The sequence below is a fragment of the Terriglobales bacterium genome (assembly GCA_035651995.1).
GTDB lineage: Bacteria > Acidobacteriota > Terriglobia > Terriglobales > Acidobacteriaceae > DASRER01.
Genome location: DASRER010000022.1, coordinates 237111 through 250521, shown reverse-complemented (window position 1 = coordinate 250521; position 13411 = coordinate 237111). Strand labels below are relative to the sequence as shown.

At 62.9% G+C, this 13411-nt stretch carries 10 protein-coding genes; all 10 read right to left on the bottom strand.

Going from position 1 to position 13411, the window contains the following annotated elements; translation table 11 throughout:
• Positions 1-106: 106 nt before the first annotated feature.
• The 10 genes from VFA60_09090 to VFA60_09045 are packed head-to-tail and all read right to left on the bottom strand — an operon-like array spanning position 107 to position 13264.
• Positions 107-3388: a CusA/CzcA family heavy metal efflux RND transporter gene (locus tag VFA60_09090; protein HZQ91933.1), complete on the bottom strand. Its 3282-nt coding sequence runs from the start codon at positions 3386-3388 to the stop codon at positions 107-109.
• A complete protein-coding gene (locus VFA60_09085; protein ID HZQ91932.1) occupies positions 3385-4614 on the bottom strand; it encodes an efflux RND transporter periplasmic adaptor subunit in 1230 nt (409 codons plus the stop codon). Before VFA60_09085 ends, VFA60_09090 begins: the two co-directional genes overlap by 4 nt.
• The gene (locus tag VFA60_09080; protein ID HZQ91931.1) at positions 4611-5567 is read right to left on the bottom strand and encodes a glycosyltransferase family A protein; all 957 of its coding nucleotides are present in this window, start codon (positions 5565-5567) and stop codon (positions 4611-4613) included. The genes VFA60_09085 and VFA60_09080 overlap by 4 nt, the downstream gene beginning before the upstream one ends.
• Entirely contained in the window at positions 5567-7231 is a 1665-nt protein-coding gene (locus VFA60_09075; protein ID HZQ91930.1) for a DUF4038 domain-containing protein, read from the bottom strand. Before VFA60_09075 ends, VFA60_09080 begins: the two co-directional genes overlap by 1 nt.
• Before the next feature lie 5 nt (positions 7232-7236).
• Positions 7237-8712 carry a lipopolysaccharide biosynthesis protein gene (locus tag VFA60_09070; protein ID HZQ91929.1) on the bottom strand — a complete coding sequence of 492 codons (1476 nt, stop codon included), beginning with the start codon at positions 8710-8712 and terminating at the stop codon, positions 7237-7239.
• A 36-nt stretch (positions 8713-8748) separates the two neighbouring features.
• The gene (locus VFA60_09065; GenBank protein ID HZQ91928.1) at positions 8749-9408 is read right to left on the bottom strand and encodes a PIG-L deacetylase family protein; all 660 of its coding nucleotides are present in this window, start codon (positions 9406-9408) and stop codon (positions 8749-8751) included.
• On the bottom strand, positions 9409-10224 hold the full coding sequence (locus VFA60_09060) for a glucose-1-phosphate cytidylyltransferase (protein ID HZQ91927.1): 816 nt from the start codon (positions 10222-10224) through the stop codon (positions 9409-9411). It abuts the gene before it with no gap.
• A 30-nt stretch (positions 10225-10254) separates the two neighbouring features.
• A complete protein-coding gene (locus VFA60_09055; GenBank protein ID HZQ91926.1) occupies positions 10255-11586 on the bottom strand; it encodes a Gfo/Idh/MocA family oxidoreductase in 1332 nt (443 codons plus the stop codon).
• Between the two features lie 31 nt (positions 11587-11617).
• A complete protein-coding gene (gene rfbC, locus VFA60_09050; protein HZQ91925.1) occupies positions 11618-12196 on the bottom strand; it encodes a dTDP-4-dehydrorhamnose 3,5-epimerase in 579 nt (192 codons plus the stop codon).
• 15 nt (positions 12197-12211) lie between these two features.
• Positions 12212-13264 (bottom strand): SDR family oxidoreductase, encoded by a 1053-nt coding sequence (locus VFA60_09045; protein ID HZQ91924.1) that lies wholly within the window; start codon positions 13262-13264, stop codon positions 12212-12214.
• Positions 13265-13411: the final 147 nt, after the last annotated feature.

Genomic DNA, 13411 nt, shown 5'->3' with positions numbered 1-13411 from the left:
GCCGAATCTTAGTTCAACTCTGGCCAGCAGTAAACCGCGCCAGATGGGGGAAGCATTACGTTCGGGGAGGGATTGGTTACTACGCAAACATCTGAATTATAACATCTTATGAGAGATTCAGCTCAACCTCGGCGGACGCCATTTCATGGTTCCGAACCGCGCGCACCTTCCACGCGTGATACACCGCCGGATACACCCAAAGTTCCAGCACAAACGAGGTAAGAATCCCCCCAATCATGGGGGCGGCGATGCGCTTCATCAGGTCGGAACCGGTGCCGGCTGAGAGCATGATGGGCAGCAGGCCGAAGAACATGGTCGCCACGGTCATCACCTTGGGACGCAGGCGCCGCGCGGCGCCTTCGAGCACGGCGCGTTGCAGGGCGTCGGCAGTATTGCCGAATTCGAGGCGGGCGCGCTCGTAGGCGTCGTCGAGATACAGCAGCATGAAGACACCGGTTTCAGCGTCCACGCCGAGCAGCGCGATGAGGCCAATCCAGACAGCGATGCTCAGGTGATAATCCAGCAGATACAGCGCCCAGATCGCTCCCACCGCGGAAAACGGCACAGCGAGCAGGACGATGGCGCTCTTGAGCACAGACCGAGTGTTGACATAGAGCAACAGGAAAATGATCAGGAGCGTCATGGGAACGACGCTCCACAGGCGCCGGCGCGTGCGCTCGATTGCCTCGTACTGCCCCGTCCAGGATGCTGAGTATCCCGGCGGCAGCGCCAGCTTTTCGCGCAGCAGGCGATCGCCTTCGCGCACGTAGCCGGAAAGGTCTTCGGTCGAGACGTCGACGTAGACGTACTCGCTGAGCAAACCGTCATCGTTGCGCAGCATGACCGGGGCGGTGCTTACCACGACACGCCCGATCTCGCTGACGGGCACTTGCCGGCTGCCGTTTGCAGCCGGCACCAGGGCGTGTTCGATGCTCTGCGCGCTATCGCGAAACTCGCTGGCGTAACGCGCGTTGATGGGATACCGCTCGCGTCCGTCGAGCATGACGCTCACGTTCTCACCGCCAATCGCGTAACGCACCGTGGACTGTGCGTCTTCCATGGTCACGCCGGCCCGAGCCATGGCGGCGAGGTCCCACTGAACGTCGAGGAAATTTCCCTGTGCGGCGCGCTCGGCGAACACCGCGCGTGTGTTTGGAACCGACCGCAGCAGGTTGGCGGCTTCGACGCCGAGGCGCTCGACTTCCGCGACGTTGGAGCCGGAAATCCTGAGGCCGACCGGCGTTCGGACGCCGGTTGCCAGCATGTCAATGCGTCCGCGGACGGGCATGGTCCATGCATTCGCGAGCCCGGGCAGCTTCAGCGCCTGGTCCATCCGGCGAACGAGTTCTTCGCGCGAAGCGTGTTCCGGCGCGAAGCGGCTGAGTACGGGCTTGAGCCATCCCGGCGCCCACGAGGAATACCAGCGGGGCACGCGCGGCCATTGGCTGGCGGGCTTCAGCACCACCAGCGTCTCCAGCATGGAGAGCGGCGCCGGATCGGTGGCCGTATCGGCGCGTCCTGCTTTCCCGAGCACGCGCTCCACCTCGGGAAATTCCCGCAGCGTACGGTCGGTGGCGGTGAGCAGCTGTTCCGCCTGGCCGACCGAAATCCCGGGCATCGTGGTCGGCATGTAGAGCAGAACCCCTTCATCGAGCGGCGGCATGAATTCGGCGCCCAGCCGCATCCAGACCGGGATCGTCAGGGCCACCATCAACAGCGCTGTTCCGAAGACCACCGGCTTGTGGCAGAGCGACCAGCTGACGATCGGCTCATAGACGCGCACCATCCAGCGCGTGAGCGGATGCCGCTCCTCACGATGGATCCTGCCCACCCAGAGGCGGTTGATGATGCCCTCCAGCCAGCGCAGTCGCAGGCTTACCGGTTCGGCGCGCATGAAGGTGAGCTGCAAGACGGGAACCAGAGTCACGGCCAGCACCGCCGCGATCAGCATGGCGAGACTCTTGGTGTAAGCCAGCGGCCTGAAAAGACGGCCTTCCTCGGCCTGAAGCGAAAGCACCGGAGTGAACGAGACGGCAATCACGATCAAAGCGAAGAAGCTCGGGCGAGCCACCTGCTTCACGGCGCGCAGCACGATCGAGCTGGCCTCGGTTGGGCGCCCGAGCCGGTCCCACTCCTCCAGCTTCTTGTGCGTCTGCTCGACCATCACGATGGAAGCGTCGACCATGGCCCCAATCGCAATCGCGATCCCTCCGAGCGACATGATGTTCGCGCTCAGGCCGAGCATCTGGAACGGCACGAACGCGATCAGCACGGCGAAAGGAATGGTCAGCAGTGGCACGCTGGCGCTGGGCGGGTGCCAGAGGAAAACGAGGATCACGATCGCGACCGTCAACATCACTTCGACGATGGTGGTGTTCAAATTGTCGATGGAGCGCCGGACGAAGTCTGAGCGGTCGTAAACCGCTACCACTTCCACTCCCTTCGGCAGCGACGGCTCGAGCTGGCGCAACCGTTGCTTGACGCGGTCGATCACCTCCAGCGCATTCTGGCCCTGCCGCATGATGACGATGCCGGAGACGGTTCCGCCCTCTCCATCCAGATCGGCAACGCCACGCCGGAAATCTGAGCCGATGGCGACGTGCCCCAGGTCCTTGATGCGATAGGGCGTGCCGTCGGGCGCGGTGGCAACGAGAATGTTTTCAAGATCGGCAGTGTTATGCGCGTAGCCGAGCCCGCGGACGATGAATTCCGCGCCACCCGAATCCACGACCTTGCCGGTTGCCTCGTTGTTGCTTCCCCGCAACGCGGCGACGACCTGCTTGGTTGAAATGCCGTAGGCGCGCAGCCGATTGGGATCAAGGTTGATTTGATACTGGCGAACGAAGCCGCCCACAGTCGCGACGTCAGCGACGCCGGGAATCGCTTTCAGGTAGTACTTCAGATACCAGTCCTGGTAGGAGCGAAGCTCATCCGGCTGGTGAGTGCCGGAGCGGTCCACCAGTGCGTACTGGAAGACCCAACCGAGCGCGGTGGCATCCGGCCCGAGTTCGACGCGAACATCTTCCGGCAGCCGCGGCTGGATGGTGGCCAGGTATTCGATGATGCGCGAACGCGCCCAGTAAAGGTCCGTGCCCTCTTCGAACGTAACGTAGACGAACGACGAACCCAGGTCCGAGATTCCGCGCACTGACTTGACGCGCGGCGCGCCAAGCAGGCTGGAAACGATCGGGTACGTGACCTGGGCATCGATCACCTCCGGGCTGCGGTCCCAGGCGGAGTGGATGATCACCTGGGTGTCGGCGAGCTCCGGCAGCGCGTCGAGCGGGAAGCGCTTGAGCGCACGCCAGCCCAGGAGCGCGGCGAATACCGCGCCCGCGACGATCAGGAGGCGATGTCGCGCCGAAAAATCGATGATCCGGTTGATCATTGCTGGCGGGAGGCGCCCTGACCGATGCGTCTTTCCGAATCGAGGAGGAAGTTGCCGGAGGCGACGACCGTTTCACCTTCGCGCAGGCCGTGTGTGACCTCGACCTCGGCCGCAGTCTGCCAGCCGGTGACCACCGGCCGCGCTTCGAAGGAACCATCGCCGCGTTGCACGAAAACTGTTTTGCCCGCACCTGAACTGACGATAGCGCCGGCGGGCACGACCAGCCCGGGCCGAAGGCTGGTGGATATCTCAACATCGACCACCATGTCGGGTCGGAGCACCAGCTTCGGATTGTCGGCTTCGAGGCGCAACTTGAGCGTTCGCGAGGCCTCGTCGTAGGGCGCCAGGCTCTCACTGACGGTGGCGCGCATGCCGCTCATCGGCCGCCCGGGAATGGAGATCCGCGCGGTTGCGCCGCTGTGCACCTGCGCCGCATCATCGCCGAACAGGTCAGCCACGATCCATACGTGCTTCAGGTCGGCGATGCGGAACAGCTCGGCGCCGCGATCGAACTTCTGTTTAGGAAAGACGTTGCGCTTGATGATGATGCCGTCAGCCGGAGATTGAAGCGTGACGTTCAGAATCACTTGGTGGCTCCTGGCCAGTTGCTCAATCTGTTCCTCGCCAAAGCCCATGTTCTCGAGCGTCAGGCGTGCTTCCTTGATGTTGGCGGCGGGCGTGTCCTGGGGGTCAGCTTGTGACACAGCCGACTGGCTAGCCGCGGTGCGCAGCGCGTAAATGTATGCGCGCTCCGCCGCCGTGTAATCGCGCCCGTAGACGGCGGCGAGCGGCTGTCCTCTGCGGACCGTGCTATCGGTTGTGGACGCGAAGATCTGCGTCACCCAGCCCTCGGCGCCCGCGATCAGCGGGAACACGCGGGTCTCGTCAACCGCGACCCTGCCGATCGTACGAATGGTGCGCCTTCCCGTGGAATTTTCGACGCGCGCCAGGCGAATGCCCATGAGCTTCTGCTGCTGCGCAGTCAGCTGAATCGTGCCCGGCCGGCTGCTCGCGCCAGCATCGTCCGCGTAGACCGGCACCAGGTCCATGCCGCAGTCGGGCGCCTTACCCGGCTTGTCGGACGTGTACGACGGATGCATGGGATCGCGGTAATAGAGAGGCTTCCGCGCGTTAGCGTCGGCGACCGCGGTCTGGGCGTGCGCCGCAGCAAGCGGCAGGACCGCCATGAACAGCAACGCAGGGCCTGCAATTGTGTGGCGTCTCATATTGCCGGTCGGAGCGTGGCGACCGCCATGCGGGGATACCACGGCGAGCGCCGGTACAGGAATTTGCCGAGCTTCACGCCGAGACTGAGGAGCTTGCTGGTGAGGCCGCTGATCCAGGTGGGATTGGCCGCCATCCGGGCGGCGGTCAACTCCAAGCGCATCTGGCTCAGCTCCCACCGCATGTACTTGCGGCAAGCGCGAAATTGCGGCTTGCCTTCGATGAAAGTGAGAGCGCGTTCGCGCATACTCACGATGCATTGCTTGAGAACGACCTCGTCTTTGGCGGCGCGCTGCGAGAAGCTGTTGGCCGAACCTTCACGGTAGATCACCAGCGGATCGCGGACGAAGCCCCAGGGCCCTTCCAGCGACAACCGGAGTTCGAGATCACAGTCCTCGCCGTATTTGAACGTGGTATCGAAGCCGCCGATGCGCTCCAGCACCTGGCGCCGGATGGCCACCATCTGGTTGAACATCACGTAGCGGCTGGCGAGCACGTCAGCCGGGTTGAGCCAAATGCCTTCACGCTCCGCGGGAAACATGCGCGCCAGTTGAAATGCCGTGCCACGCGACTCGTTGGCGATGCGCAGGTCGGCATTGGACAGCGAGCACGGCATGGACGCGCCGCCGCGGTTCAGTACGGATACTTGCCGTTCGATGTACGTCGGCAGCCACAGATCGTCGGAGTCGAGAAACGTGATGATGTCGCCTCGCGCCTCCTGGACACCCCGGTTACGTGCCGCGGCAGGGCCCGCGTTCTTCTGCGAGATGAGCCGGATGCGGTCGCCATATCGCTCGCTCAACACGGCCGGCGTGCCGTCTTTCGACCCGTCGTCCACAACGATCACTTCCACGCGCGGATAGGTCTGGGCCAGAATGCTGTCAATCGCCTCGCCGACAATGTAGGCGCGGTTATAGGTGGCGATCACAGCACTGACCAGCGGAGCTTCTGCCATCAATGGACGCTCTTTCTGCGCAACAGCAGGGCCCAGTCGTTCTGATCCGGCGCAACCGGCGAAATCCAGATCGGACCGCGCGCCGGCGGCAGATCAGTTCGATTTCCGGTGGCCGGATCGAACCACTCGGCGGCGTACGCGCCGCTTCCGAGGCGTACGGTGACCCGGCCACCATGCGGCAGGTAAACAGCATAGGTCGATCCCGGCTCGGCAAGGCAGTAGTTTCCCGGATTCACCAGCTCATCGTGCGGATCGGCCTTCCACCAGTCGAAGCTGGTAAAGAAATCGACCATGTAGGAGTAGCCGCGCAGCATGGTCATCGTGTCATCGCCGCGGCCGTTCATCCACCCGCCGCCGGTATCGGGAAGAATGTTGGTGCCCCGGCGGGCGGTTTCTCCCGTGGTCTGATAGCCGCCTGCCATCGCTATGTCCCAGGCAGTTCGCCGCAAAGCGTCGGCGCTGTCGGAGCCGAGGCCAGCCGACCAAGTCGGGTAGTGGTCCTCGTATCCGTATTCTTCATTGGTCTGAGGAATGATTCTTCCCAACTCCTGCTGGCGTTTTCGTTCAGCGAGCATAAAGACGTGCTGCCGCCGTGACCACTCCTGGAATGAAGTAAAGCCGAACCACTCCGCCATGCGGTCCTGATGCACGGGATTCACGGGATGACTGGTCGCGAGGTGATGATATGGATCGAGCTTGTATACGAACTCGCCGGTGCGGTGCGTCCAGGACTCGCTCCGATAGGTGTCGAGGTCATCGCCAAGGTCCCAGGTAACGTTCGAAAACGCGGAAAGCCGGGCGACGGCGTAGCGAATGAAGCGGCGCTCGTCTTCGCTATCGGCGGCGGGATGGGTCCGGCTGTCGTTCATGTCGAGGACGAGCGAGATGACCATGTCGCGCTCACGGGCGAAGCGCAGCGCCCGCTCCAGCTTCTGCCAATGCGGCACGTAAAAGCGGCTGAAGTCGAAACTGGGGTGAAACGTATCTTCCGGCTCCTTCGCGGGCCAGGGAGTGAGGAACACCGTCCAGTTCTTCCCTACCATGACCGGTTCGCCGAAAAACCTGTCAGTGCGGCCGGCGACTGTCACGCGGACGCGGTTGACCTTGAGAGTGTGAAGCCGCTCCAGGCTCGATTCGATAACGTGGTCGTCGGTCCACCCAATCAACCAGTACGCCGTCGTGCCGTTGAAGAAGTAGTGCTCGCCGGTCCCCTCCCAGACGAAGTGCCAGGGATAACGCGAGTCGACGCGAACCGGCCCGCGCCGATGGCCGTCCACCGCCCGAAAAGTGCCGCTGAAATCGGCCGCTGCGCCGCCCTGGCGATACTGCACCGAGTACCGATACTCACCCGGGACCGGCGGCATGAAGCGAACGCGAAAGATGCTGCCGTCGTCGGAGTCACAGAAACCGTCAACGTGCACTCGGCCGGTGCCGTCGGCGCGCTCAAACCATCCGCTGAACTCCGCATCGGTGAACGGGTTCCCCGAGCGGGGCCACCCGACGCTGGCGGCGACTTCGACGAAATCGTAAGCCTCGACGCTCGGGGCCGATTGGACGAACGAAATCCTGACGGGCGGCCGGCTGCGGCAAGCAGCCATCGTAAGCATCAGCCACAGCCCCGCCGCAACGCCGGCGACGCCTGCTGTAGCTCGAAGCAGCTTCAAGCCGGTTATGCCGAAGCTGCCGCACCACTCGTGACAGGAGCGGTTTTCCGCAAAGTTGAAATCAAGTCGAGATAGACAGCCTTCTGGCCCATCACGAGCAGCAGGACCAAAAGGTAGACACCGGCAAGCACGAGCCCGCCGATCACCAACCGTGGCAGCGGCGCCATGGAGTGGAGCAGCAACTGGACTGCAAGCGCGGCGCCGGCTGCGATCATGCTTGAGGCCGCCGGACGAACGATGGTGCGGGCCAGATCACCAAACGATACCGGCGTGCCGTGCAGGCACCAGAGCATGTGCGGGATCGTCCACAAGGCCATCGCGATCGAATAACCGGCGGCGACGCCCGTGGGCCCATAGCGCAGGCCCGAGAGGTAACCGGCCATCACGACCGGCGCAAGAACAAGCGCGACCTTCAGACTGCGGCCCACCTTCCCGAGAGAAATGAGCAGCCAGCCCAGAGGATTGATAAGCGCGAATACGAGCACGGTTGGCGCCAGCAGGCGAAAAATCGGCGCGCTCTCATGCCACTTCTGCCCGAGCAGCACCACGATGATTTCATTGGCGAACAGGGCAAAAGCAGTCGTCGTGGGAATAGTCAGCGCAAGCAGCAGCGAGTACGCCTTCAGGAAGTAGGCGCGGAAGCGCGGTGGATCGTCCTTCACGCGCGACAGCGCCGAGAAGGTCACGCCGCCCACCGCCGAGTTCAGGTTCTCGTTCGGGATGCTGATCAGCTGATACGACCTGCCATAGATTCCCAAGGTCTCAGCGCCCAGGAACCGGCCGAGAAGGACCTTTTCCATGTTGTATGCGCAATAGACCACGATGCCATTCAGGGTCACGGTTCCGCCAAAGCGCATCATGGAACGGATGCCAGACCTGCGGTGCGGGCGCGTTGGTATCCAGCGGGTGTACGTCCAGAGTGAAAGCGTGGAGAGAAGCGGAGTAAGCACCCCTGTAACAACCAGTGACCAGTACCCATACCCGACCTTGGCCATCGCGATACCGACGATTACGCTCACCAGCAGCGACAGCCCCTCGATCATGGAGATCGGAACGAAACGCATCTCGCGTTGCAGGCGCGCCGAGTGCTGCACTCCGGCGGCATTGAACAGGAACGCCGAAGCCATGACCAATGTGACCGGCACCAACCTGGGCTCGCGGTAAAACGTCGCCAGCACCGGCGCCGCCGCCGCCGCAATCATCGCCAGGGCTCCGCCTACCGCCACGTTGATCCAGAACAACGTCGCGGCCTGCTCTTCGGTGACGTTGGTGCGCTGCACCGAAGCAGTGGAGAGCCCAAAGTCTTTGAACAGGTTCAGGACACCAATGACAGCGGTGACCATGCCGACCAGGCCGAAGTCCCGCGGCTCGAGCAGGCGGGCCATCACCATGAGCGAGCCGACGCGCAGGAAGAAAGTGGCGCCCTGGGAGCAGATTTTGGCCAGAGCTCCCTTGATCGTCTTCTGCTTCAGGTTTTCCATCGACAGGTTGACGGGGTCCCGGTTGAGGCCGGAAAATTAAAGCCCCAGCGTCACTTTCCTTCCGTAGAACGCCTCCGCGTAGCCACTCTCGGCGTTGCACTCCATGCCGCGCAGGCGCATGAGGCCCATGAAGGTTTCGGGCTGGAACCAGCGTTTGCTGCGCTGCGAGGCGAAGGCTTCCATCAGGTAGTTCACTTTGTTCTGGTACGACGCGGCGCGCAGCGGCATGAAAACGTTGGGCTGCCCGAGGTCGCCGTCGTATTTGGGAATCTCGTACTCGAGCACAAGGTGGTTGCGGAATGTGTTCCAGGTCAACTCGGCGACCACGCGATGGTCCTGGTGCGCGTCCTTGCGGCTGTGCGTCAGGACCAGGTCGGGCGTTACGCGCTTGAGCTCTTCGAACGTTTCTTTGATTTTCGGGAAGTCGGACGGGAAAAAGCTGTCGCGAAATCCGTGGACGAGCACTTCTTTTTGCCTTACACCCTGGAGAAACAGGTCGGCGCTGGCGCGAGCTTCAGTTTCGCGGGCGCCGCCGCCGGAGCTGAACACGACCCAGGTGAATTGCAAGTTCTTTCGGCCGGCGATCAGTTCCAGGACGGCGCCGCCGCAGCCGATCTCGATGTCATCAGAATGCGAGCCAAGGCAGAGCACCTTGAGCGGACGGTCGGCGACGAGCGGCAGGCTTAGCGGAAGCATTCAGTCTGAGGCCTTGGCCGTCTTGGTACCGCGACCGTTGCTTTTCCAGACTTCCCACGGCGCGGTCCCGCTACTGCACAAACCTTCGAGCTGCTGCTTGTCCTTGAACGTATCCATGCTTGCCCAAAAGCCGTCGTAGGCGTAGCCGATGAGGCGCTTCTCCGCCGCCAGGCGCTGGAACGGCTCGATGACCAGCTCTTCCCCGTCGCGGATGTAGTTGAAGATCTCCTTTTTGAAAATGAAGAAGCCGCCATTGATGCGCATGGAACCGTTGTTGATGGGGTGAATGCCGGAGACCAGGCTGTCTTTGCCGCCCTGCAGCGAAACAATGTGGTAGCTCAGGTTCGGGCGCACACACAGGAAACTGGCCACTTTGCCGTGCTGATGGAAGTGATCGAGCTGCTGCGGCAGCGGCAAATCGGTCAGGCCATCACTGTAGTTGGCGAGGAATTCTTCTTCGCCCTCGAGATATTTCTGGACCGCCTTCAGGCGCTGGCCGATGTTGGAGCTGATGCCGGTGTCGGCGAAGGTGATGCGCCAGTCGTGAATGTCGCTGTTGATCAGCTTCAGGTCTTTCCCGCCGCCTGACAGGACAAAATCGTTCGAGGCGCACTCGTTGTAATTCAGGAAGTAATTCTTCACGGCGTCGGCGCGATACCCGAGGCAGAGGATGAAGTCTTTGTGCCCAAAGTGGGCGTAGTACTTCATCACGTGCCACAGGATCGGCCGATAGCCGATGTGCACCATGGGCTTGGGAATGTCCTCCGCATCGCGGATGCGCATTCCCAGACCGCCGCAAAATAGAACGACCTTCATAACGTTCTCCGGTTCGGCCCCTGTTGCTGGTTAAGCGTGCGCGCCCGCGGTGACCCGCTCTTCCAGCCACGTCTCGCCGCGGAACACGCGATACTGCTCGGCGCGCAACTGATCCGCCAGCCGATTGGGTGGCAGGATCACGTCGTCGTAGGTCAGGACGCCGTCTTTCGGAATGTCGCGCTTGAGCTCGCAGCCTTCCACCAGGCCCTCGGGCAGATAGCGTTCGCGGCACATCTCGTCGGCATTCACCGCTTCGCCGTACGTCATGTACATGCCGTAGTCGTCGAGCACTTCGCCGGCCTTGAGGTCGCGCTTGGCGCAGGCGCAAACCTCGACCACCGGCCCGCCCAGGGGCCTTGCCAGGTGATCGCGGAACAGTGCCACGCGCGCGATCGCGCTCGGCACCTCGAAGTGGACGAGGTGATAAGGAGTGAAAAACGAGTAGAGCGGGCCATCGCCCATCTTGTACAGGCTCAGGTAGTGCTGCTGTTTCGGATCGGGATGCTCGGCCAGCACGTACACCTTGGTGAGGGGCGTGCCGACGACATAATCAATGACGCCGCCAAGCCGGCGAACTTCATCGATGTCGTAGAGCTTGCCGATCTTCATCACGTCGTCTTTGTAGTCCATGCCGCGCGACATGCCGCGCGAACGGACTACGAAGCCGGTGGCGTTGGCCACGATCGACTGCTCGAAGCTGATCTTGGAGCCGTCGGCGAAGCTGGTGACCATGGCCGGGTTCTGGCCCCACTTCTCGGCGAAGCCCTTCTGCGTGGTCGGGTTGCGATAGGGATCCTGCAGGCCCTTGATGTTGCCGATTACGCGCGGCGTCAGGCCCAGGCCCTTCACCCAGCGGTAGAGGTTGATCTGCACGCCGGGCTCGTCGCCATCGCACGCGGAGAAGATGACGCCGTGCTTGTCGGCATACCTCTGCATGATCGGGCCGATGGTGGCGTCGATCTCGGCGTTCATCAGGACCACGTCTTTGCGGTGTTTGAACGCTTCGAACGCCACGCGCGCGCCGAACTCCACCGATCCGGTCACGTCGACCAGAACGTCCACTTCAGCCGAGCGGGCAAGCAGGAACGCGTCGCCGGTGGCGACGGTCTTGCCTTCGCGGATGGCGAGATCGAGTTCGCGCTGGTCGCGCGGCTGGACAACGTCGCGAACACCGGCGTACTGGCAGCACTCCACCGCGCGCTCCGGCTTGCGGTTGAAAATTCCCACCAGGCGCATGCCCGGCGTGGTGTTGACGATGTGATTGGCCAGCCCATGCGACATAAAGCCGGCCCCGATCAGGGCGACGCGGATGGGACGGCCTTCTTTTTCGCGGGCTTGGAGTGCGCTGTCGACCAGAATCATAACGACCTCTCACTACCCTGGCGGCCGGCGCCTATACGCGCGCCGGCTCCAGGCTCATGCGTTGCTTCATTTCCTGTTCCTGTTCAGCCAGAGGCTTCCACATCTTGTCTTTGTCGGAGATCACGGAAATCGGCAGCGGCCACTTCAGTCCGAGGCGCGGATCGTTGTACAGCAACCCGCCCTCGCTGCCCGGCGTATAGAACTCGCCTACCTGATAACTGGTTTCGGTGTTGTCGCGCAGCGCCTGGTAGCCGTGCGCGAAGCGCTCCGGAACATAGAGCGCGCGATAGTTGTCTTCGCTGAGTTCGACCTCGATGTGCTGCAGGTAAGTTGGACTCTCGGGCCGCAGGTCTACGATGATGTCGAGGATCGCGCCGCGCGTGCAGCGCACCAGTTTGGTCTCGGCGCTGGGCGGGAACTGGAAGTGCATGCCGCGCAGCGTGCCCTTCTTGGCGTTGAACGCCACGTTGCCCTGCGCGATGACCGGCTTCAGGCCGTGCTGGGCAAATTCGTTCTGGCAGAATGCGCGGGCAAAGAAACCGCGATTGTCTTCGCGCTTCTCAATGTCAATGGTGAACGCACCCTTCAGCCTGGTTTCCGTGAAGATCATCTCGGGCCTCGCCTCTCAGCTCACCGCCGGCGCGGCCGCAGCCGCCGTCCAGCGCAGTGACGCATCGAGCTGTTCGGATTTCATCAGTTTCTGGATCTGTACCAGCCGCGTGTAGCGGCCGGCGGCAACTTCTTCGCGCGTGAGGCCGGCGGCGCGATAGGCGTCGTAGAGCTCCTGCGCGCCCTTGCGCGCCGTCCACTGTGCAACGAAGCCCGGCACCATGCGGTTGATCTTCGCGAATGTCACCCGGTAGCAGCGCTTGTCGGGGCCGCCGCCGGCGGCATATTCCACGGTCGAGCCGGGCACGGTTTGAAGAACGATATCGGCCAGCTCCCGGATGCGGTAGTTCTCATCGCTGCGGCCGACGTTGAACGTCTGATTGTGCACGACCTCGCGCGGCGCAGCCAGCACGGCAATCGCGGCGCCGATGATGTCCTGGATATGGACGATGGGCCGCCACGGCGAGCCGTCGCTCTTGATGAAGATCTTTCCGGTGGTGTAGGCAGCGGCAACGAAGTCATTCAGCACCAGGTCGAGCCGCAGCCGCGGCGACGCGCCGTACGCGGTGGCGTTGCGCATGTAGGTGGGGCTGAAGTTGTCGTCGGCCAGCTTGGCCACGTCGCGCTCCACGTACACCTTCGACTCGGCGTAGGCCGTGACCGGCGCGAGCGGCGCGGTTTCGTCGAGCATTTCGTCGCCCGACGCGCCGTACGTGCTGCACGAAGACGAGAAAACGAAGCGCTTCACGCCCGCCGCCTTCGCCAGCTCGGCAAGTCGCACCGAAGCACGCCAATTGATGTCGTAGGTCAGCTCGCGCGCCAGGTTGCCCAGCGGATCATTCGACAACGCCGCGAGATGAAACACAGCGTCGAAGCCGGCCAGGTCCGATCGCGACAGGTCGCGCAGGTCCTTGCGGATGCCGGGAATCAGGTCGGGCAGCGTGCGGCCCAGGTCGCATCCGGCAAACAGGTCGGTGTCGAGCCCGACCACCTCGTGGCCGGCGGCGAGTAACATGGGCGCTGCCACGGCGCCGATATAGCCTTTGTGCCCGGTCAACAGTACTTTCATAGCGCTCCCGTAGGAAAACCGCAGGCCCCGATCAAATGATAACTAGCTGTAGATTGTTTTGCTTAGACTGCCTGAGCGGGCCGATCCGGCGATCACGTTACTCATCCCAAAATAGCCCAAGCTCACAATCAGAGGCAAGTTTCAACG